23 protein-coding genes are annotated in these 20,421 nt (G+C 53.6%); 20 read left to right on the plus strand and 3 right to left on the minus strand.

Features of this window, described 5'->3' with window-relative positions; all coding sequences use genetic code 11:
• The first annotated feature begins 8 nt into the window (after positions 1 to 8).
• The 16 genes from NL116_RS24040 (at position 9) to NL116_RS24115 (ending at position 15,433) form a co-directional block, all read left to right on the plus strand.
• Positions 9 to 944, plus strand: a complete 936-nt coding sequence (locus NL116_RS24040) for an ATPase, T2SS/T4P/T4SS family (protein ID WP_494374333.1) — start codon at positions 9 to 11, stop codon at positions 942 to 944.
• Positions 941 to 2,317: a shufflon system plasmid conjugative transfer pilus tip adhesin PilV gene (pilV, locus tag NL116_RS24045; RefSeq protein ID WP_494374334.1), complete on the plus strand. Its 1,377-nt coding sequence runs from the start codon at positions 941 to 943 to the stop codon at positions 2,315 to 2,317. The genes NL116_RS24040 and pilV overlap by 4 nt, the downstream gene beginning before the upstream one ends.
• Before the next feature lie 33 nt (positions 2,318 to 2,350).
• Positions 2,351 to 3,169: an FkbM family methyltransferase gene (locus tag NL116_RS24050; RefSeq protein WP_494374335.1), complete on the plus strand. Its 819-nt coding sequence runs from the start codon at positions 2,351 to 2,353 to the stop codon at positions 3,167 to 3,169.
• A gap of 69 nt (positions 3,170 to 3,238) precedes the next feature.
• Positions 3,239 to 3,679: a type IV pilus biogenesis protein PilM gene (gene pilM, locus NL116_RS24055; protein ID WP_494374336.1), complete on the plus strand. Its 441-nt coding sequence runs from the start codon at positions 3,239 to 3,241 to the stop codon at positions 3,677 to 3,679.
• Between the two features lie 1,010 nt (positions 3,680 to 4,689).
• Complete coding sequence (locus NL116_RS24060; protein ID WP_494374337.1) at positions 4,690 to 5,352, plus strand: HEPN domain-containing protein; 663 nt, start codon at positions 4,690 to 4,692, stop codon at positions 5,350 to 5,352.
• A gap of 15 nt (positions 5,353 to 5,367) precedes the next feature.
• Complete coding sequence (locus NL116_RS24065) at positions 5,368 to 6,312, plus strand: DUF4238 domain-containing protein (RefSeq protein WP_494374338.1); 945 nt, start codon at positions 5,368 to 5,370, stop codon at positions 6,310 to 6,312.
• 17 nt (positions 6,313 to 6,329) lie between these two features.
• Positions 6,330 to 6,806 (plus strand): GNAT family N-acetyltransferase, encoded by a 477-nt coding sequence (locus NL116_RS24070; protein ID WP_494374339.1) that lies wholly within the window; start codon positions 6,330 to 6,332, stop codon positions 6,804 to 6,806.
• 351 nt (positions 6,807 to 7,157) lie between these two features.
• Positions 7,158 to 7,517 carry a hypothetical protein gene (locus tag NL116_RS24075; protein ID WP_494374340.1) on the plus strand — a complete coding sequence of 120 codons (360 nt, stop codon included), beginning with the start codon at positions 7,158 to 7,160 and terminating at the stop codon, positions 7,515 to 7,517.
• A gap of 314 nt (positions 7,518 to 7,831) precedes the next feature.
• Positions 7,832 to 8,095: a hypothetical protein gene (locus tag NL116_RS24080; protein ID WP_145016141.1), complete on the plus strand. Its 264-nt coding sequence runs from the start codon at positions 7,832 to 7,834 to the stop codon at positions 8,093 to 8,095.
• Positions 8,096 to 8,192: 97 nt separating this feature from the next.
• Positions 8,193 to 8,729 carry an STY4534 family ICE replication protein gene (locus tag NL116_RS24085; RefSeq protein ID WP_494374341.1) on the plus strand — a complete coding sequence of 179 codons (537 nt, stop codon included), beginning with the start codon at positions 8,193 to 8,195 and terminating at the stop codon, positions 8,727 to 8,729.
• A 534-nt stretch (positions 8,730 to 9,263) separates the two neighbouring features.
• Entirely contained in the window at positions 9,264 to 9,599 is a 336-nt protein-coding gene (locus tag NL116_RS24090) for a hypothetical protein (RefSeq protein WP_494374342.1), read from the plus strand.
• 107 nt (positions 9,600 to 9,706) lie between these two features.
• The gene (locus tag NL116_RS24095; RefSeq protein WP_494374343.1) at positions 9,707 to 10,318 is read left to right on the plus strand and encodes a DUF3275 family protein; all 612 of its coding nucleotides are present in this window, start codon (positions 9,707 to 9,709) and stop codon (positions 10,316 to 10,318) included.
• Positions 10,319 to 10,404: 86 nt separating this feature from the next.
• Complete coding sequence (locus tag NL116_RS24100) at positions 10,405 to 10,929, plus strand: hypothetical protein (protein WP_494374344.1); 525 nt, start codon at positions 10,405 to 10,407, stop codon at positions 10,927 to 10,929.
• A 63-nt stretch (positions 10,930 to 10,992) separates the two neighbouring features.
• A complete protein-coding gene (locus NL116_RS24105; RefSeq protein WP_494374345.1) occupies positions 10,993 to 11,583 on the plus strand; it encodes a hypothetical protein in 591 nt (196 codons plus the stop codon).
• A gap of 45 nt (positions 11,584 to 11,628) precedes the next feature.
• Positions 11,629 to 13,086 (plus strand): DUF6094 domain-containing protein, encoded by a 1,458-nt coding sequence (locus tag NL116_RS24110; protein ID WP_494374346.1) that lies wholly within the window; start codon positions 11,629 to 11,631, stop codon positions 13,084 to 13,086.
• A 106-nt stretch (positions 13,087 to 13,192) separates the two neighbouring features.
• Positions 13,193 to 15,433: an SNF2-related protein gene (locus tag NL116_RS24115; RefSeq protein ID WP_494374347.1), complete on the plus strand. Its 2,241-nt coding sequence runs from the start codon at positions 13,193 to 13,195 to the stop codon at positions 15,431 to 15,433.
• Here the strand turns inward: NL116_RS24115 and NL116_RS24120 are convergent.
• The gene (locus tag NL116_RS24120) at positions 15,430 to 15,672 is read right to left on the minus strand and encodes a hypothetical protein (RefSeq protein WP_494374348.1); all 243 of its coding nucleotides are present in this window, start codon (positions 15,670 to 15,672) and stop codon (positions 15,430 to 15,432) included. The genes NL116_RS24115 and NL116_RS24120 overlap by 4 nt on opposite strands.
• Before the next feature lie 371 nt (positions 15,673 to 16,043).
• Here NL116_RS24120 and NL116_RS24125 point away from each other — a divergent pair, with 371 nt between their 5' ends.
• From NL116_RS24125 to NL116_RS24140, 4 genes are all read left to right on the plus strand, one after another.
• Positions 16,044 to 17,033 (plus strand): hypothetical protein, encoded by a 990-nt coding sequence (locus tag NL116_RS24125; protein WP_494374349.1) that lies wholly within the window; start codon positions 16,044 to 16,046, stop codon positions 17,031 to 17,033.
• Between the two features lie 151 nt (positions 17,034 to 17,184).
• Complete coding sequence (locus NL116_RS24130) at positions 17,185 to 17,586, plus strand: hypothetical protein (RefSeq protein WP_494374350.1); 402 nt, start codon at positions 17,185 to 17,187, stop codon at positions 17,584 to 17,586.
• 15 nt (positions 17,587 to 17,601) lie between these two features.
• Positions 17,602 to 18,417 carry a restriction endonuclease gene (locus NL116_RS24135; RefSeq protein WP_494374351.1) on the plus strand — a complete coding sequence of 272 codons (816 nt, stop codon included), beginning with the start codon at positions 17,602 to 17,604 and terminating at the stop codon, positions 18,415 to 18,417.
• A 120-nt stretch (positions 18,418 to 18,537) separates the two neighbouring features.
• Positions 18,538 to 18,948 carry a hypothetical protein gene (locus NL116_RS24140; protein ID WP_494374352.1) on the plus strand — a complete coding sequence of 137 codons (411 nt, stop codon included), beginning with the start codon at positions 18,538 to 18,540 and terminating at the stop codon, positions 18,946 to 18,948.
• A 50-nt stretch (positions 18,949 to 18,998) separates the two neighbouring features.
• On the opposite strand, the gene NL116_RS24145 is transcribed toward NL116_RS24140, so the two are convergent.
• Entirely contained in the window at positions 18,999 to 19,316 is a 318-nt protein-coding gene (locus NL116_RS24145; protein WP_494374353.1) for a hypothetical protein, read from the minus strand.
• 501 nt (positions 19,317 to 19,817) lie between these two features.
• Positions 19,818 to 20,231, minus strand: a complete 414-nt coding sequence (locus tag NL116_RS24150) for a hypothetical protein (protein ID WP_494374354.1) — start codon at positions 20,229 to 20,231, stop codon at positions 19,818 to 19,820.
• Positions 20,232 to 20,421 lie beyond the last annotated feature (190 nt).

Raw genomic sequence — 20,421 nt, forward strand, 5'->3', positions numbered from 1 at the left:
GAGCGTGCATGAGCCGGATCACTGAAACAGATTTCGTCGACCTCTATCTGGGAGAGGGCTTCAGCGACGTCAAAGGCCTCTACGGTGTTGAGACAAAAAAAATCGAGGCACCGAGTGAGTGGGCAGACGACCTCATTCGTTTAAGAGCCCTATGCTCAGCTCACTTTGCCGAGTTTCAGGATCCGGAGTTCTCGCTAATCGAGGACGGTGTCGTGTTACGCGTCACGCAGGTCGTAGATGCCTTTGGAAAGGAAGTATTCGCGATATCTAAAGCGAAACCGACAATCCGACCATTCGATTTACTCGGTTTCCCTACCGAGTTGGCCAACACCCTTCTGGATGATGCAGCCAGAGGTCTAGTGATCTTCTGCGGCGAGATGGGTACCGGCAAAACATCAAGCGCAGCCTCGCTGGTAGTTGCTCGACTGCAAGCTTGTGGCGGAATTGCGCTGGCCATGGAGGATCCACAAGAAACAAACCTCAATGGCATCCATGGTCAGGGTCGTTGCATTCAGTTGCAGGTTTCGCGACGAACAGGCGGGTATGAGGAAGCATTACTCCGTGCGCTGCGCACCCGTGCCGATCTACTCTTTATGGGTGAAATCCGCGATAGCCCTACCGCAGCTCAGGCAGTGCACGCTTCCATTAACGGCCACTTCCTCATTACAACTTCACATTCCGGATCCCCCTCAGAGGCGATCGAGCGCATCGCCGCACTGGCTCAGCCCAAAATCAGTAACGCCCGGGAAATCCTAGCCCGAGGCCTATTGGCCATCATCTGCCAAACCCTGGAGAAGAACGGATCGCAAAAAACCCTGAAGGTCAAAAGTCTTCTACTCAACGGCGAGGACGGCCCCGGGATTCGCGAAAAGATTCGAACCGGTCACATACAACAAGTCGAACAGGATGTGGAGAACCAATCTCAGAGGAGTCTTTGGGGATGAAAACAAAAAAACACCTCCACCCCCATCAGGGTGGTTTTGTCGCAGTGGAGTTTCTGTTCGCAATCATCGCCTTCATCCTGCTGAGTGCGATCGGCGCCAGTCTTCTCGCAAGCCGGATGGATTCACAGAACTACACGATTGCAGCCCAGCAGCAACAGGCTGTCGCAGATGCCGCAGCAAAATATCTCAAAGACAACTTCAGCGCTGTGCTGGCATCGGCCACTCCAACCGTACCCGTTCAAATCACTATAACGATGCTGCGCAACACCAACTATTTGCCAAGCGGTTTCGGCGACACCAACGCTTTCGGTCAAAACTTCCTTGTGCTCGCCCGCAGCCCTGCTCCCAACCAGCTTGAGTCAATCGTCATTACCACGGGAGGAGAGACGATTGATGAGATCGGCACCCGTGAGATCGCTGAGAATCTTGGAGGAACTGGAGGATTCATTCCCACCAGCAACACTGACATCGTCCAAGGAGTTCGAGGTGGATGGCAGATTGCTCTCAGCAACTACGGTATGAACCCAGGTGTTGGGCACACTGCGAGCGCTCTTTTCCTGCAGGACGGCTCACTCGCCAATGACTACCTCTATCGAAACGCTATCCCCGGCAAGCCTGAGCTCAACCGAATGAATACTGCGCTGGACATGGGGAACAATAACGTCAACAACACTGCAAACGTCACCGCGTCTGGAACCGTTACTGCCGGAGGCAACGTCAACGCGACGGGCAACGTCAATGCAACCTCGGTTAACGCCAGTGCAAACGTCACCGGCGCGACGGCCAAGATCTCTGGAGAGACATACACGGGCAACTGGTTCCGTACTCAAGGTGACAGTGGCTGGTACAGCGAGAAATGGGGTGGTGGCTGGTATATGTCTGATGCCAGCTGGATCCGAGCTTATGGCAATAAAAATGTGTACACCCCTGGGCAGCTGCGCGGAGGTACAGTCTCCTCAGAAGGCCGCGCTGAAGTGGGTGAATATCTGCAACTTGACGGTGTTGCTACAGCAAACACTCCATGTTCACCCAACGGCTTGGTCGGTCGCAATGCCGCTGGGCTCACACTTTCTTGCCAAGATGGCTTGTGGAAAATGTCAGGTATTGCCAATATCGAGTGGGCTAGGCAATACAGGTACATTACTGAAGCTGAGTTACCTGCACTTATCGAAGTGTGGGCTGCTTGCCCAGCCGGAAAAAAAGTACTCTCCGGAGGATGCAACTTCAATGGTTACGCCACACAAGTCGACTTTGACTCATCACACCCAGAGGTAGACATGCAATCTTGGAAGTGCGGAATGAAGGTAGGGACGCTGTACTCTTACGTTTGGTTCACCGGTATTGAAGCGACTGCTTTCTGCGCAAATTTCTAATGAGCTCTGCATCCACCACACCAGGAGAACAAAGTGAAGTTCATTTCCTACGCACAGAATTTCGAAGACATAAGACTGTGGCGAGCATTGAAATTTTTCGAAAATGGATTTTACATTGACGTTGGTGCGAATGATCCCTCCATTGACTCTGTAACTCGTGCATTTTATGAGCGCGGCTGGACTGGTATAAACATTGAGCCTGTCCAGGCATTTCATGATTCTCTTTCCCAACAAAGGCCTAAAGATATAAACCTTCAATGCGCTGCTGGCGACGCTGATGAAGTGCGTACTTTTTTCGATATTCCAGGGACTGGACTCTCGACGATGGACGCCACAATCGCCGAAGAGCATAAGAAATCTGGCCGCAAAGTTCAGAGCACGTCCGTTAAGTCCAGAACGCTGACATCCATTTGCGAAGAGCATGTTAAAGGTGACATACACTTTCTCAAGATCGATGTTGAAGGCCACGAAGAGTCTGTACTAAAGGGCATAGATCTTGAAAAATGGCGACCTTGGATCATCCTAGTAGAAACTCCATTCAATAGAGATCAACCTTGGGAAGAAATAATAACCAATGCATCTTATCGCCCCATATTTTTCGACGGACTTAATACCTTCTACTTAGCAGAAGAGCATCTAAATCTAGCAGGAGCCTTTGAAACACCCCCAAGCTACCTGGATGACTTCCATCTATGCTACGGCCACAGCTATAGCTTCCCAATCCAGCACTCCGACAACACGCTAGCGATGGAAAAAGAACGTGCAGACAGAGCCGAGTCCGAATTAAATGCGATCAAGCAAAGTAGAAGCTGGCGTGCAATTCAACGCTTAAAGTCCCTTATAGCTAGATAGCCACCATATCTATGAAACTTCCCAGCCCAGATTTAATGGCGATGCGCCCTTACAGGCAAGGCTGATATCATGCCTCTATATTGGATCATCTTATTAGTAACTGGCATCACGTTAGGCACCTTGGTCGAACTGACGCAGAGATCGGAAGAAAGTGCCCTTCGCGCTGACGCATCGGCAATTGCTCATAACCTGATTGTTTACCGTAACGCACTAGCTGAATACGCACATAACAACTCGGGAATTACAGGTCTGGTACCTGACAGCGCGCTATCACTGCCAACCTGGTACGTTCACTTACCTGGTATCAATGGCTATGTTGCGTCAGGTGACAGCTTCACATTCTACGTGGCACCACCTACCGGCCTGGTGGCAAAACTGGCAGAGCTTACGAATTCATCAGCTGCCATTGGCTACGCATCTGCCGGACGATTGATCAGCTCCACCGAAGGCGCTACGAACATCGTGATCCCGGCAGCTATCCCAAATGGCGCAGCGGTGGCATACCGGTAACCCGCCTGGACCTGGACAATTTGTGCTCTATGGCAGCGAGGTACTCGTTGTGCCACAATATTGGCATTAACAGTTCCACCTCGCTGGCTACTGGCGGTCATCAGTAGCGCCCGGTGATGTAGGTTTACCTCATCACCTACCCCATAGCACGCGTAGCTCCGGGAAGGGCGTGCGGATCTGGTCGAGAATTCTCCCTGTGTCTCCCTGTTCAAAGCTAGACACGCAGCCGTCAACTCGTGAATTGCGAGTTCAAAGGCACACAGGGTTCTCTCGAGGTTCGAAGCACGGTAATCAAAGGGCCGCACTGGTGTTGCGGCCCATACTTTTTAAAGCTTACACAATGGGTAGCCTGATGATCTTGGAAAGGATCATCAGGCTACCTCTTGGTAGCCGCTTTTCTCTGCCGGTGGCCCGCCGGCGAAACGCAGGGCTCCTTTTGTGCGCGGATGCGTGCCTTATGTTTGCTGGCCTCAGCCACGATAATTGGCCAGGTGATGATGAGACGTCCCGATCAATGCCCAGAGATCATTGACGCTTCAACTGTCGCAGGTGGCATTCTTCACTGAATAGTTTTACCTACCCCAACCGAGAGTGACTGCTGACACAGTTACCCTCGGTAGTTTCTCCCCTCATGGCTTTCAGCCCCTATCAGCTCAATCAGTTTCTTTCTTGGCAATCTCAGCCAGCTCTGTTTCGCGTTTTGTAGCCAAAACATCAGTCCCTCGACTTACCCACAGTCGTCCACGGCACCATGCCGCCCTAGTGGCACCATTAAGCCCGAAGCCTACCTGCGTTCCGATATCGCGAAGGGCTGCCGACCGCGAAACGTGTACCTGACGACCCATGCTCGATGCCTTGCCGCCCCGGATGACTGGATAGCGGTGCGATCTCGGCGCCGCTGGGGGCTTTCCGGCACTATCGAGATTATCCGCCGCGTTTTACGAGCTTGCACTAGCATAATGACATCGGTAACTCTATCCGTTAGTCAGCGTTCATATGGAAATCCTCATATGCCATCCCTGTCAAAACAGGTTTTTGAAGTCAATAAGGCTGATATCGAGCAGCTTTGGGCTATTCATGAGGACTACGCAGGTGAAGGCCCAGGCCGTAAACGTGGGGTTGAAGTGCTCAACAGATCAGCCATCATTTTTGTCACCGCGTGCTGGGAGTCGTACATCGAAGATCTTGCGGTGGAGGCTTTCGATTATTTATTGCTGAATGCTCAAGATTCGACAGTCATTCCCAATAAGGTGAAGAGCCTTGCAGTCAAAGGACTTCGAGAAAATCAAAATTCACTCGCAGTGTGGGAGATCGCCGACGGAGGCTGGCGCGACGTTGTAGCGCGGCATAAAACCGAGGTGCATAAAGCTTGGCTTGAGAAATTTAATACCCCCAAAACCGCTCAGGTGAACGACCTCTATCAAAACATGGTGGGACTGAATCAGCTCAGCAGCCACTGGCGATGGAAAAAAATGACTGCGGCCAAAGCCGAAGCTGCTCTAGACGATTTCATCACAATTCGAGGCAATATTGCCCATCGAATTCGGGATGCGAAACCAGTCGCCAAAAATACTGGTACGCGCTACCTGACGCACATTTCTCAGATCGTGGAGCGTTGCGAATCCGCCGTGGCGCGACATCTGTATAGTCTTACGGGCACCTCCCCGTGGTAATAGATAGGAAAAAATATGACTACTCCACGGATGCACCATTACGTACCTGAATCATACCAACGCGGCTTCTTAACTTCAGATAGTAAAAATATTGCGTTTTTTGATATGCGCACCGGAAAATCTAGCCGGACAAGCCCGTTAAATATGGTTAAAGAACGGGATCTTTATACAATGGAAGATCCGCCTGAGGGTAAGAAGGCTACGTTCATTGAGAATCCTATTCTCTCAGGTGTGGACGGTACGTATGCTCGCCTACTTGAGAGTATTCTCAATAAAAATATTTCAGATGTGGGTCGTAAGGATCTGTCGGTATTTCTCGGGTATTTGCGCAGTCGAACGCCTAGCTACTTTAAGGTCATTGATGGTATGAGTAGAAACTTTCTCGCCAAGGAAATCTACGAAAAGACCCTGAAAGATCCTTTAAAACTTCAGGCGGCTTTAGAAGCAAATTTCGACGTTAGCTCTATTGAAGAATTTACAACCCAGGCTGGAGAGTTACTATCAATCGAGAAAGACGGAGTATTAAAGATCTTTCTGGGAACAGCTGAAAGCACAGCGCAACTCATACTGGAGTCGGGATGGGAAATTTTAATTGCCAACTCAGGCGCCTTCATTACCTCTGACCATCCATTCTGCCCTATTGAGGATGAGTATGTGTTTGTCGGGCAAGGCAGGAGCGAGAAGAAACGATATTTTATGGTGCCGCTTTCATCCAAGCTTGCTCTAAGAATAAGTGACTCTCAGCAGGAGATAACATTCACCAACATATCGGAGGACGGAGTTGCAGAAGTTAATGAGGCAATTGCGTACTGCGCAGATAGATGGTTACTTGGTGAGTCTGAAGAAAATTTGATAGCAGCACACGAGAGAGCAGTCAAGCTAAGGTATGACGAGGATAAAATGGCTCAAGCAATAAAGGTTGTCGAAGCAATGACCGGCCGCCCACAACCAAAAGATTAGCTCGGGAAATTAAAGACATGGCAATGACTGACCCGCTCGCCGCACTCGTGAGTCTGCAGGTGGAGATTCGTAAAGGGATGCCTACCCACCCCACTGAAAAATATCGAACAGTTCGAGTTGTGGTTGATGAGAAAAATGGTCGCTTTAGGTACACCTACGCCCGAATCGAGCATGGCCGAGTCAAGGCGATGTCGATGTTTGTAACTGTAGATCCCATAGGCGGTATTGCCTGCTTTCAAATTGGATATGCCGTTCCAGAAGCCTATCGCGGGAGAGGATGGGCAACTGAGATCCTGGCGCAGGGGATAGAAGAGCTTCGCAATGGCCTGGCCAGCCACGGGGTTAAACAGTTCTACATCGAGGCTGTAGTAGGTACGTCCAACCTGGCATCGCAGAAGGTAGCAACCAAGGTCATATCACAGAACCCACAACCGACAACGGATAGCTATTCCGGTGAAGCGGCTTTGGCTTTTACCCGGCTCATAGAATGTTGACTACGTTCGCGATACCTGCCGCTCCTGACGACGTGCCAGATCAACATCATTGAGCACAAGCACCGAGCTCCATTTTCCCGACTGTAGGCCTCTCCTCGCTTGACACATCCCAATTCGACTTCGATGATAGGGGCGTATTTTGCTGACGTCGTCAGCATCATGCCCAGGCAGCCAGGATCTTAAAAACTGCGACATGAGTTCATGTTGATCCACCCAAGGCCGCTAAGCTTCTGGTAGCGCGGCCGATCGACTTCTGTCGATAGAAGCACCTTATGCAATACACCTCGCGGGGAATCACTTCCCCACCAGGGCCAGTGTTTTCTCCGCATCCCAACCTGCAGGAGAAACACTATGTCCACACTCAGCTACGGCATCGGCCACACACTCGGCACTATTACTCGGGAATTTCTGCGTGCGCTGAAAAAGCCAAATGCCTCGCTTGAATCCCAACCCAAAGCAGTACCTCACCGCCACCAACTCGCCCCTTGCCTACCAGACGGGGTGGTTGATGAAATGTGCCACGTGCCGGCCATCGTTCGCTCTAAAGGCGTCGATCTGAATCACTGGTACAAGGTCAATACTCGCGAGATCCAAAAGCCTGCTCGCAAACGTCGCGTCAAAACGGCTAAAGCAGAAGGCCAAGTAATCCCAGGCCGCTTAGGCTCCCTGAATGACCTGATCTGCCCAGTCGATGCATCTGCTGTCTGCTGAAGCAGCCTTACCAACCCCAGCAGGGATCCCTTCCCGCTGGGGAGGTTTCCCTGTCACGGTGGTTTTTTCTGTCGCTGGACTTGACAATTTTCAAAGGCATTTCCATTCTGTGTCCATGTATCGCTGACGTCGTCAGCAACATGCCCAAGTAGTCAGGATCCGTAAGACTACGATGCGTTTCACCGCATTGATCCACTCCCAAGACCGCCAAGCTTCCGGTAGCGCGGTCAGTCGACTCAGTCGATGGAAGCACTTTCCCCACCCCTGACGGGCCTCTCCCGTCTGGGCAGGCCTCTCTAAATTCTGGAGGTCTGATGAAAACCGAACTGGCTCTCTACCAAGCGTTGATCTCGATTAACGTTCCGGAACAGAAAGCTAACGCAGTCATTGATGCTCTGGAGAACGACATGCATTCGCTACTCGCTACCAAAGCTGACGTCACTGCGCTTCGTACTGACCTCGTCGCAGAGCTGAAGACAGGAATGTCTCAGCTTGAGGTCAAACTCACTATTCGCATGGGCGTCATGATGTCCGCAGCCGTCGGTGTTCTGATCGCTGCAATGAAGTTCGTGCACTAAGCAAAACTCATAAGCTCTACCACCCTCGCGGGAAATACTTTCCCCCAAGGGCGAAGTGTTTCTCCGCTTTCTGCTTTTTTGAATTTGGAGAATCACCATGAGCAACAATCAAACCAACGACGTTAAATTCTTCGACCTGCACACCACCGGCATTGGTTATCTGAACCGTATCCGGGAAGTGAAGCCTCGCGGTAAAGGCAAGCCTTTCATGGCTGTAGCTATTGCTGCCCTGCGTGGCTCCTCTGATGAAGTGGAGTACACCTACATCGACTGCAACGTGGTCGGCGCCGAAGCTGAAAAGCTAATTCGTCGTTGCCAGGAAGCTGTCTCCGCAGAGAAGAAAGTTCTCGTGAGCTTTCGTATTGGCGACATCTGGGCAGATGCCTTTACCTACGAGAAGGGCGATAAAAAAGGTCAACCTGGAGCAAGCCTCAAGGGACGCCTGTTGTTTATCGGCTGGATCAAAGTGGATGGCGAAACCGTCTATGAAGCCAAACCTCGTGAAGTAGCTCCCGCTGCAGAACAAGATCAGGTGAAACCCGAAGCGCCACTCGAAAGCAGCATTGCTCCCGAGCCAATCGTAGAGGAACAACCCAAGCCAGCTTCTGCCAAACGGCAGCGTAAAGCTTCCTGATCCACAACATTACAAGGCACCTTCGGGTGCCTTTGTTTACTCATGACCCAGCCATTTTCTTGAAGGGAACACCACCCTTCGGGACCTGGTGATTTCCGAACTGGAGACTCACCATGTTGCACAGCCCTCAACGTTTACCACTGCTAATCAACATCGGCTTCATGGCCGCGCGAGCTAGCACTGAGAGTCATCTGGAAAATAAATTTCCGTTTACCGTGAAAGATAACAACTCTCTGTCTGATGATCTTTGGGACTCAGTACGAGCTTCACTTATAGATCTCGCTGACATGGATTATCAGAGCGGCTTCTACCCACCAGCTAGCCCACTTCTATCGGAGTTCGGCTTGTTGGAGGAGTACTGGAAATTACGCCACTACCTTGATCTTGAGATACCAGATCACCCATGGTGCTGACCCGTATTTAAAGCACTTACCAAAGCGTTCAACGCATTCATTTAACACATAACCGACCAACCGAACCTGGGAAACTACCTCCCAGTCGGGCCAGGTGGTTTCTCACGCCTGGAGAACTGATATGGCTATCACCATCAACCAAGTGTCCGCTGACTTGCTGAAACTCCCTGTGATTTTAACTCCACGGGCATGGCAGGAAGCTGTCCACGTCGAAGAGCCTCACCACATAGAAGAAATCGCTATTCGCTTAGGGGAAGTCGTCCTGGAAGCCTATAGGGAAATGCACTTACAACCCGACGAGCAACAGATCAACTTCAGTATGTACCGGTTCCCTCCCAAAGGAGACCGATCAGAGCGAGTCTGGTTAGATCTGAAACTTCACCGCATCGAGTCCGAGCCTGGTACTTCTTATCTGTGTATTTCCCTCAGAGATGAAGCCTCCTCGCTCCGCCGCTAATCTCAAGCGCGATCACATACCCACCCCAAGCCCGACTCTGTCGGGCTTTTTTTCTCCCAGCGGGCACTCGCTTCGCGGCGGTTGCTCGATGCAGTTCGGAGTAGCCCATGATCAATCTCCCCGGCCATCTGGCCATTCGCACAATCAGTGGTCGCAATGGCGACTTCAATGTGGGGCGGCTATCAACTTCGATCGGCGAGTTCGTCATCAAGGACGCCCTCCTCGATCAATACAACGAAGGGAAGTATCGAGGTGATTTTGTCATCACCGAGATCCGCCCCTCCTACTACACCAACGGTGGAAGACTCGTAGTCGAGATCCGCGCCAAGCTGGACAGCATGACGCTGGACGACGTGGCCAATCTCAGCGCCGAAGAGGCCGACAGGTTATCGAACACCGAAACCGACCCTATCGACGAAGAGCCAACGGGCAGCTCGACGACGAGTACATCACGTAGGCCGTCCCCACCAAGGTCGAGTCCACCCTCACGTCCCGACGATGAAGCACCGTTTGGTATGGAGAAATCCAAGCCGCCGGCAGACGTCACCGCACATGAAGCCGATGAAGAGCTCTTCGGCACCATCTGGCCTATTGGCTGCTCGGTCCGACTGGACACTACGGTAGACCGACAACGACTGCGTCAGCAGTGTGTTCGTCTTGGCGAGCTCGGATACGAACTCGACTTCAAACAACAGACCTGGAACTTACCCAGCGTCTAACGCAAATCAGGCCTGACCGCCTTCTCGTTTCCCACCACCCTTGAGGGCTCCCTCTTGGGCGCTCCTCGCCACATTAGGAGCTTCACATGAATCCAATCTTCAACACCCTCACCCATGCCACCCTGGCCAACATCGAAGATCAACTCGCTAACAACGAGGTGTCCGTCGACGAGGAGCTGTGGGATTTCTTCGTAGACGATCTTGGCCTAACGGCTGAACAAGCTGACGCCGCTGTAGCCCTTCGACCCCAGTACCAGCGAGAGATCTTCATCAGTGGACAAAGTCCGCTGTTCCAGGAGAACACTGTCTCGTTTGATCCAAAGGACAAAAGGCTCATTTCGAGCGGACGCCTCACCTACGATCAAGTGATCAATGTCTACAAAACCCTGCTACAGCATCGCGCTGGCCAGCTCCTAAAGTTGGGCTGTGATTGGGCAGCAGGAATCAACGACGCGGGGCGTTTGTACTGCACCAATTTCGATATCAACAAACCGGGAGCGGTGTTTGAAGTATTCGACTTCGACCCTGGCGCGTTTGTGGATGGCCACTGGCAAGGGGAAACGCCTGAGCAAACCCAAGCCGCTATCGAAAACCCTGTTTACATCAAATAACTACACACATCCCGAGGGGCTTTACCGCCCTCCAGGCGGTGTCCCCTCCATCACGGAGGTTTCATGCCTAGCTCAACTCAGCTCTTCCAGATCGAGGAGTCTCCAGACTTGTACGTCGACGCCTGCGTGTGCGACGAGATGCGCAACCTGGTCTTTCTGTCAGTTTGGGCGCGCGACACCGCCCTACAGGAATTCCTGGCCAGGCTCACACTCGGCTCTGCCGAAGACGGTCTGGATCAGTTCCACATCATTCAGGACGGTCGATGCCTCCCGGTCTTCCCCAACACCGACCAACTGGAGAAGCGCACTACACGACAGTTCCGCGGCACATTATTCGGCAGCCTGCTTCATCTCTGGCTGTTCGACAGGCGCTGCGCCCAACCAGATCGTGCTAATCACTTCGCCTATGCCCTCCTCGAGGAAAAGGCTGATCCCCGCTGTGACCTTTGGCCACTCATCACGGAAACCTGTCCCTTACCACTCCTGCCGCACTGGCGAGAGCCCGTAATGAAGGTACTGATACAACACCAAATGCTGCAGCCCCTCCCCGGGGCATTGGGCGCGATCAGTGCCTGGCGACTCAACTTGCAGCTCGACGTCCTGGAACCCGCGCTTGGTGACCTGATTCGCCAGGGGCAACTCACTACACGCTGAGTCGCTTCAAACACCTCGCATACGCACACATACCCTGGAGGCTCTATGGCTCTGATGTTCCCGCGCCTGGCGCGTAACTTTGCTCGCAACGGCTATTACCCCACCGACGAAATCACCCTGGAGCGATCGCTGCAAGCGCTTGTCCCCTCATCCACCGGCAGGATGCGAATACTCGACCCCTGTGCAGGTGAAGGAGTGGCCTTGGCCGAAGCTGCGCATATTCTCGGGAGAGATCAGGTTGAAGCGTTCGCCGTCGAATATGACCGGGAACGCGCAGACCATGCCCGTAAATTGCTGGATCGGGTTGTACACAGCGACCTCATGGACACGATGATCAGTCGCCAGTCCTTTGGGCTGCTCTGGCTCAACCCACCCTACGGCGACCTGGTCGCGGACCATGCCGGCGCCTCGCAGTATCAAGGCAATGGTCGGCAACGCCTGGAAAAGCTTTTCTACCAACGATCCTTGCCCCTTCTGCAGTACGGAGGGGTTCTGGTTCTGATCGTTCCACACTACGTCCTGGACGATGAGCTATGCGGGTGGTTGTGTAATCACTTCACCGCGCTGCGCATCTATGCCGCTGCCGACCCGACCTTCAAACAGGTTGTGATATTCGGCATTCGCATACGCCGGCAGGACTTGGCCAGGCCTCGCGAAGTCGCGCAGATGCGCGACCGACTGCTGGCAATCGGTACCGGTGTGCAAACCGTAGAAGAGCTACCGACCAGTTGGCCATGGGAGCCATATGCAGTTCTGCCGGCAAGCACTGACCTCGAGCACTTCTACCGTGTAACACTTGAGCCGGAGCAATTTAACCAGGAGGTCAAACGGCTACGAGGCTTGTGGCCGGATTTCACCCTGCACTTCGGTCAAACCGGTGTTCAACCACGACCGCCAGTGCGAAAGTTATCGCGCTGGCACCTGGCCTTGGCCTTGGCTGCCGGCGCGATATCTGGCGTGGTCAAATCGAAGTCTGGACGTGTCCTGGTACTGAAGGGTGACACCTACAAAGATAAGGTCCGCAAGACTGAGTTCACTGAAGACCAGGACGGCAACGTCTCCGAGGTAAGGATCCTGACCGATCGCTTCGTGCCCATCATTCGGGCATGGGACATGACGCCAGGCTCCCCCAATCGAGGATGCGTGCTGACCATCAGCTCAACTGCTGACACATCACCTGAACCAGAGATTCAGGTACCAGAAATGGCGCCAGTCCCCGCTTGCGCTGCACCGTTCGAACCGGGTCGCTTGCTACTGACCCAGGCCGTGCAATACCTCGTGGAAAATCGATCTATCAACCTAGCCCTATACCTAGACCGTCATTTGGCGGGCGATTGGGGTGAGATCTCTGACGACGACTGGAACAGCAATCAACGAGCGCTGAAAACTAGCGAACGCCTGCTCTCCGGCTACGACATCGATGCCGAAGGTGAAACCAGGCTCTGGATCCTCACCGAAGCAAACCGCTGTGCGACAACCATTATGTTGCCATCGGACTACTGACCCACCCATACGCCTCCAAGGCGTTTTCTCGACCAACCCACAGGGTATTCACCATACCCGGCCGGGTGTCGTGCATACCCTGTTTCATCCTTTCAGGAGAAACACCATGAACGACCACGTCCAAGCCCCTCTTACACCTTTGACCATTGGCCTCACCGACTTCATCGACGAGTTCGGTGACGAGCTACTGGACTCCCTCAACCGCTCGAATCCACCGGTCTACACCGGCAACGCAAACCCACATCGCCAGCTGGTGATGGATGGACTCAAACGCCACCCCTTCCCCGCCCAAGCTGATGTTGTGCAAGCGGTCGCCGCGTTGCTGCTCGATCGCAACGAAGAGGCCGCGATCATCAATGCCGAGATGGGGACTGGCAAAACCATGATGGCCATCGCTGTAGCAGCCGTCATGCACAGCGCGGGCTATCGCCGCACCTTGGTCATTTCTCCACCGCACCTAGTTTACAAGTGGCGGCGCGAGATCCTCGAAACTATCCCGGATGCTCGCGTCTGGGTACTCAACGGGCCTGACTCCTTGGTGAAACTGCTCAAGTTGCGTGACCAACTGGGAGAGCCCTACGACGGGCGACAAGAGTTCTTCATCCTCGGGCGCGTGCGTATGCGGATGGGGTTTCACTGGCGCCTGGCGTGTTGGCCACGTCGCTCTGCCGGCGGACGCCTGCTTGCGGGTTGTTCTGATTGCGGCCGAGTTCTTGAGGACCAAGAAGGCAACCTGATCACCGTGGAAGAGTTTCACCGAGAGGAACGCCGTCGAAGCTGCCCTCATTGCGAAGGCCCACTCTGGACGCTCATACGCTCAGGTAATGCTGAGAACGGTACTCGCCGATCCACCATTCTGAAGTCGATGTGTCGCATCCCGACCATCGGCCCAGTCAGTGCTGAACGCCTGTTGAACGACTTCGGTGAGGATTTTCTTGCCTCGATGCTGGTCGACAACGTCAGCGAGTTCATCAACCTGATGGATGCCAAGGGCAACTTCATCTTCAGCGACTGCCAGGCCAAACGCATGGAGCGCTCCATGGCCAACATCGAGTTCGGCTTTGGCGAAGGCGGTTACCAACCCACGGAGTTCATCAAGCGCTACCTGCCTGATGGATATTTCGACCTCCTGGTGGTGGACGAAGGCCATGAGTACAAGAACAGCGGCTCGGCTCAAGGCCAGGCTATGGGGGTGCTGGCAGCGAAGGCACGGAAATCCGTGCTGCTGACCGGCACCCTTATGGGCGGCTATGCCGACGACCTGTTCTACCTCCTGTTCCGGGTCCTGACCCGAAGCATGATCGAGGACGGCTACCGTCCCAACAAGCGTGGCAGCATGGCCCCTGCGGCCATGTCATTCATGCGCGATCACGGCGTGCTGAAGGATATCTACACCGAGCGGGACACCGAGTCGCACAAAACCGCGAAGGGCAAGAAACTCTCGGTACGGACGGTAAAAGCCCCGGGCTTCGGCCCGAAAGGAATTCACCGCTTTGTGCTGCCCTTCACCGTGTTCCTGAAACTCAAGGACATTGGCGGTAACGTGCTGCCGGCGTACCAGGAAGAGTTCGTCGACATCGCTATGTCTGCTGAGCAGGCCTTTGCCTATCAGCAATTGGCCGGCAAATTGACCCAGGAGCTTCGCCAGGCACTGGCTCGTCGAGATACCACTCTCCTGGGCGTAGTACTCAACGTGCTGCTGGCTTGGCCAGACTGCTGCTTCCGATCGGAAATGGTGAAGCATCCGCGATCCAAGGATACGTTGGCCTTCGTGCCATCAATCTTTGAGGATGAAGAACTGATGCCCAAGGAACAGGCGCTGATGGATCTATGCCTCGCGGAGAAAGCCAAAGGCCGCAAGGTCCTGGCCTACACCGTGTACAGCGGAACCCGTGACACCACCTCTCGACTGAAACGGTTGCTGGGGCAAGCCGGTTTGAAGGTCGCGGTATTGAGGGCGTCAGTGGACACAGCCAGGCGCGAGGATTGGATTCTCGACCAGGTCGACCGCGGCATCGACGTGCTGATCACCAACCCGGAGCTGGTAAAGACCGGTTTGGATCTGCTCGACTTCCCGACGATCGCCTTCCTGCAGACGGGGTACAACGTGTACACCCTGCAGCAGGCGGCTCGGCGATCATGGCGGATCGGACAGAAGCACCCGGTGCGAGTTATTTTCTTCGGTTACATTGGCAGCTCGCAGATCACCTGCCTGCAACTGATGGCCAAGAAGATCGCGGTGGCTCAAAGCACCTCGGGAGACGTACCAGAGTCAGGGCTTGACTCGCTGAACCAGGACGGTGATTCGGTGGAGATGGCTCTTGCTCGACAACTTATAGCAGCTTAAAACTCAACTCTCCCGGTCTGCGCAAGCAGTCCGGGGGATCTTGAGGTGCCATCCAGCGCAGCGTCAGCTTCCTTGAGCAATACCCGCCCTTCCTTATCCGTCAGGATACGGCAGCTACGCAGCGTGATACCTAATGAACGAGTGTTCAGAGGATTACCATTTACGTTGTTCAGTAAAATGTTGAGGTGCAACGCCAGCTCGCGAAGCACCGGTATAGCGGGCTTTTCCTGGTAAAGCACGAGTCCACGCTCTACCAGGAATGAAGACGCTCTGGGCTTTAGACGCTCTGGACGACCGGGCTTTTAAGGGCTTTACTCGCAATAGATGGCTGCGGGCAGGACCTCAAAGGCCTTGTGAGCATCTTTATTGTTTCATCACAGTGGTGTGTTGTTCCCAAGGAATAAAACTGTCGCGGGGGCATGGAGCCAGTCGCTGACGTCTGGAGCCTCGTAGATATAGCAATGGACGGTGCCGTCGTACCGCCAGCAACCCTGACCTTTGATCTCCCAAGAAAGGCCGCTCAAGCCCTATGGCTCTGTTGGCCAGCCCGTAACGCAGACTGTGAGTGCTCATCTCAGGCACATACGAACACCAAAGGGAGGGGGGCGGAATGAATATTCAGACCAAGGTAATTGCGTCTATCTCGGCGGCATTGCTGCTCACCGGCTGCTGGGAGCGCTCTATATCCGGAACTTACGTGTCGCACGAGTCAACGGGGGCTGAATTACTACAACTCACACAAACACCGGACCACCACCTCGTTGGAACGGCACAGTGGGCCACCCTTAACCCTGATGGGCGTATCGTCACCACAATGGGCAATGTGACCGGTGTGGTGGATGGCGAAAATCTGACCCTGACGATTTTCAACACCATTTTCCCGATTGGAACTAATTTTGGCGGGACGGTCACGAGAAATGGACTGGTTCTCTCCGTCCCGGCGAAGTCTGGATCGACCCAGGCCGGAACCGATCATTTTGACCGGGGCACTCAGAGCGATTATGACGCAGCAGTCAGAAAGCTAACTCAGGCCGGATCGGTGATCCTGGCCCAGCAGCAGCGTAACCAGCAGGTCGACGCGTTGGACAGTGAGGCCAGCGTCCTCACGGAGGGCCTGAATAAATTCGTCATCCACGCGCATTATATGATTGACCAGCAGCGTCGTCTGGTCGATTACTACACGAAGGCAATACCTGAGCAGCAGGCAAAGTTAGATTTTGCGCGACACCTGGCGGCCGGTAATGACATGCAGCAAGGGCAAGCGCAAATGGTGATTGGTCAGATGAGTGTCGCCAAGGACACTATCTCCAATGCCGGTGATGGGATCGACCGGTCACTACAAGAAAACGCCGACCAGGAAGCTAGGCTGAACCTCGGTATCGCCAACTTCACCGACAATTGCCTGGGCGATGGGAGCACGGTCAAGCCCGGAGATGTCATCCCTAGCATGGGACCATGTAAAACGCTCTTCTACGCTGTAAACGAATACAAGGCAGTCCTTGAACCATTGCATTCGACTCTCAACACAGTGCATGAGGCGAAGACCAAAGGGCTTCAGCAACTGAACGAGATATGGCGCGCAGCATCCAGCGTACATTGATGAACCGTGAGAGTGGAGATGGCCCCGATCCGGATCCGCCGACAAACCGCCATCGTGATGGAAAACACCGCCCATCTGCCCGTCCATTTGGCGGGCTTCGGCAGTAGGAAAGGGCCACTTTCGACCCTCGGCATCGAGCAGGAAAGACGACATGAGCTGGGTTGTTTGGATACCTCTTTTGGTTGCAGCCTGCACAGGCATTATGGCGTTCGTCTTTGGCACCTTGATCGAGCGTAGTAAGCGAAGAAATTCGCTCCAAACAGAGGCCTATGCGGAGTACCTTTCGGCGGTTGCCCGGTCAGGCTCAGTCATTCCAACTGATCGTCAGAAAGCCCTTACCGATGCTGCGTATGCGAAATGCAAGATCGTGATCTATGGATCGTCCGAAGTCATAAATGCCTTGAAACAGTTTGAGCAAGCGGGTGCAGCTTCGGTGACAGCTCAAGGCAGAGATGATCTCATCAATATTGTCGTTGCCATGCGCGGAGACAAGAAGGTAAGCCGGGGGGATATCGCGTGCCTTTTACTGGGTGACCTTGGCTCGAAAGTCTAGAAATTAAGGAAAAATATGTTCGATGTTGCAGGCTCTAAAGATTACGAGAAGGTCGCTCAACAGGTCTACCAAGCCATCCTCGCATCAGATGATGTCGATACCATTGAGGTGATGCACAACGTTCAGATTGTTGGGCGTTCGGGCGTCAAGCACCAGATCGATGTCTACTGGCGATACCTGCAGGATGGGATCGAGCATCAGGTACTGGTTGAATGTAAGTACTACTCATCCACTATCGATCTCATCCATGCTCGAAACCTTTTGGGTTTGATCACAGACATTCCAAATAGCCGAGGTGTGTTACTCACCACAGTAGGCTTCCAAAGGGGCGTGGTTGATCTATGCGAATACTATGGGATCAGCCTTAAGCGGCTTCGCGACCCCCAGGGTTCAGACTGGGACGGTTGCATCCAGAAGGTCGAAATCCAGGGCACGCTTCACAAGACTGACTATCTCAACGTGAGCATAAATCTAGACAGTAAGGACCTGGAGGCTTATACGGCTTCAGCTCCGGACGAAGAAACCTCGATAAATCCTCTTGATTACAAGCTGCAAGATGGAACTGCTCCCAGTGCCAGCTTATCAAGTTGGTTAGACAAGACAGTCCCATTCGACCCTGTACAGGTTGACCAACCTTTTGATGTAACGCTTACCCCGGTGGACACCTATATGGTGCTTGCTGCAGGCGAACGTCTTCGGGTGAAAAGCCTGGATGTGCATCTCGTCCATACCACAAGGGCCTTGGGTATGAGCTTCGATGCGATGGATGTGGTTCGGGCTGTGCTTGAAGACTTCAACACAGGAAAGATCGAGCACACCCTGAATAAGTAGGAAAAGTCCCAAGAACACCGTTTCTCGCATGCGAGAAACAACCTCAAGCCCCGCCGATCGTGGGGCAAAGGACGTAGAAGGACGCCCATTTTCGCGTCCGCGAAAACAGATAGGGAATCTATGATCCCACTACGAAATGCTTTTACTGTGGCTTGGTGCTTCATCGCCTTGACCGCGTCACTATCAAGCCACGCGGCCTCCGACCCGTTAGGTCTGGACTTTGTCATTGCACTGAACCCACAAAGCGGCAGCGCCTATAGATCGGCCATGGTTTGGTATCTCAAGGGGGTCGCAGATCAGCGCGAAATTTCGGAGGCAGTAACCGCCAAGATGAGCAAGCCGCCGTTGCCTGACAGCGAGTGGGCGACCTGTCGCAACAAGCTCTCTCCTGAAGCGCTGGCGACCAAAGTTTCGGAAAAAATCATGGAGCTAAAGCTGGATAAGGAGCCGCTGGCATGGGCTGTATCCACAGCAGTCATGGCTGCCTGTGACAGCCAGACAGATAAACTCCTCAAGTACCGTATCCAATAATGCCGCTCCCTTTTTGGAATGCTGCAAGCACAACGGAAAATGCCGTGGCCCTACTCGATGGGTGCAATCGACACCAGCTCGACGTAACGGTACTTGGCCTTCTTCGCCAATGCCCTGCCCTGCTGCTCGGCGTCGAAGCGGCTCAAGGTATCGGCCTCATGGGTCAACAGCGTGGTTTCGCCTTCAAACTCGTGGCTGACGCGCAAGGTGACCCGCAGCTTGGGCGTCCGCGCTTTCGCCTTGGTCGGTGGCCGGGGTGCCGGTTGGGCTTTCGACGTGGCGGCCACCGGTGCCGGTGACGGGGACAGAGGCGCGACATCCAGACCCAGCGCCCGGCGCATGTCGTTTTCGGTCAATCCACTGCTCATGGTCTGGGCTCCCTCGGTTAAAAAAACCGCGTTTATATGGCAAGCGCACAGGAGCTGCAACTCTGATTGGCGAAACGGGTTTATCGCACCACTTTTGGGGCGGTTACGGCCTTTCCTGGTACTCGCTGAAACGGTTTCATAAAACGGTGGTTTTATCGAACCCGCAGACTGAACGCGGGTTTACGGGCAAGCACTGGGCTTAAGTGCACTTTCTGTTCCGTTGCTCCCCAAACCCCAAGTACACCTCAACCTGGCGTCAAGTGCGCGCTGCAATCTGCGTCAAGATAGAGCCTGTCTTGACATTGTCGGACACCTGCCGCTCAACGTATCAAGCTTCAACCTGACAGACAGGGCGCTTAGCGTACGATTTTTTCCGTTTTCTCTCTTCTCCCCTCAAACGATTGAGGTCATCACGTATGCGGGCGAGTTGCCTTACTTTCAAATCTTCCGGAAGCTTTGCCGTAGTCATTGGTGCGCTCCTTAGTGAACCTAGGAACTAGATTAGAACCTTCTGTCCCGGTAAGTGTTAAGCATATATCCGCCAACAACCAGAACGATCAATGCTGGCCAAAGCGTATACCACTCTGCCCACCAGGTGAGTTCTACAACCTCAGCTCGACCAAAGGCAGGCGGGGTTCTATCGCCCCAAAACTTGATAGCAGGCCAGAACCCCATAAAAACGACACCAAGAGCAACCGGCCAAGTCGACTCCACAGAGAAGAGCCCCAATCCACCGCTGAAGTGAATCACCGCCAGGCCGAGAGCTGCTGCGAAGGTCCAACCGACTATTGATGCTCCTGCACCAAAGGGTAGGCCCAAGGCTTCAGAAAACTGCCAAATCAAGTAGCCTACAAAAGCGGCTGCAAGACCAAGAAGCACCACCTCAATTGGTAAACCGTCATTTCTACTACGCATTTATCACCACGTTGATTGCTAGTTTAATTGCTGGAGAAAACAGCAAACGCACATGCATAGTCAAGCTATCAGAAATTCTATTTGCCGATTGGATGATGGATACGCAATTTGACCAAAGCACCAAAAAAGATGTTCCAGAGTCAGGGCTCAGCTCACTGAACCTGGATGGTGGCTCGGTTGATGTATTCCC

This window comes from Pseudomonas sp. FBCC-B1667 (genome assembly GCF_059133255.1).

Bases quoted from the DNA above. Each gene is read 5' to 3' on its own strand.
- NL116_RS24115 (WP_494374347.1), top strand. From the start codon at position 13,193: ATGAACGACCACGTCCAAGCCCCTCTTACACCTTTGACCATTGGCCTC.
- NL116_RS24080 (WP_145016141.1), top strand. From the start codon at position 7,832: ATGAAAACCGAACTGGCTCTCTACCAAGCGTTGATCTCGATTAACGTT.
- NL116_RS24095 (WP_494374343.1), top strand. From the start codon at position 9,707: ATGATCAATCTCCCCGGCCATCTGGCCATTCGCACAATCAGTGGTCGC.
- NL116_RS24040 (WP_494374333.1), top strand. From the start codon at position 9: ATGAGCCGGATCACTGAAACAGATTTCGTCGACCTCTATCTGGGAGAG.
- NL116_RS24100 (WP_494374344.1), top strand. From the start codon at position 10,405: ATGAATCCAATCTTCAACACCCTCACCCATGCCACCCTGGCCAACATC.
- NL116_RS24085 (WP_494374341.1), top strand. From the start codon at position 8,193: ATGAGCAACAATCAAACCAACGACGTTAAATTCTTCGACCTGCACACC.
- NL116_RS24070 (WP_494374339.1), top strand. From the start codon at position 6,330: ATGGCAATGACTGACCCGCTCGCCGCACTCGTGAGTCTGCAGGTGGAG.
- NL116_RS24060 (WP_494374337.1), top strand. From the start codon at position 4,690: ATGCCATCCCTGTCAAAACAGGTTTTTGAAGTCAATAAGGCTGATATC.
- pilV (WP_494374334.1), top strand. From the start codon at position 941: ATGAAAACAAAAAAACACCTCCACCCCCATCAGGGTGGTTTTGTCGCA.
- NL116_RS24075 (WP_494374340.1), top strand. From the start codon at position 7,158: ATGTCCACACTCAGCTACGGCATCGGCCACACACTCGGCACTATTACT.
- NL116_RS24065 (WP_494374338.1), top strand. From the start codon at position 5,368: ATGACTACTCCACGGATGCACCATTACGTACCTGAATCATACCAACGC.
- pilM (WP_494374336.1), top strand. From the start codon at position 3,239: ATGCCTCTATATTGGATCATCTTATTAGTAACTGGCATCACGTTAGGC.
- NL116_RS24105 (WP_494374345.1), top strand. From the start codon at position 10,993: ATGCCTAGCTCAACTCAGCTCTTCCAGATCGAGGAGTCTCCAGACTTG.
- NL116_RS24090 (WP_494374342.1), top strand. From the start codon at position 9,264: ATGGCTATCACCATCAACCAAGTGTCCGCTGACTTGCTGAAACTCCCT.
- NL116_RS24140 (WP_494374352.1), top strand. From the start codon at position 18,538: ATGATCCCACTACGAAATGCTTTTACTGTGGCTTGGTGCTTCATCGCC.
- NL116_RS24145 (WP_494374353.1), bottom strand. From the start codon at position 19,316: ATGAGCAGTGGATTGACCGAAAACGACATGCGCCGGGCGCTGGGTCTG.
- NL116_RS24110 (WP_494374346.1), top strand. From the start codon at position 11,629: ATGGCTCTGATGTTCCCGCGCCTGGCGCGTAACTTTGCTCGCAACGGC.
- NL116_RS24150 (WP_494374354.1), bottom strand. From the start codon at position 20,231: ATGCGTAGTAGAAATGACGGTTTACCAATTGAGGTGGTGCTTCTTGGT.
- NL116_RS24125 (WP_494374349.1), top strand. From the start codon at position 16,044: ATGAATATTCAGACCAAGGTAATTGCGTCTATCTCGGCGGCATTGCTG.
- NL116_RS24135 (WP_494374351.1), top strand. From the start codon at position 17,602: ATGTTCGATGTTGCAGGCTCTAAAGATTACGAGAAGGTCGCTCAACAG.
- NL116_RS24130 (WP_494374350.1), top strand. From the start codon at position 17,185: ATGAGCTGGGTTGTTTGGATACCTCTTTTGGTTGCAGCCTGCACAGGC.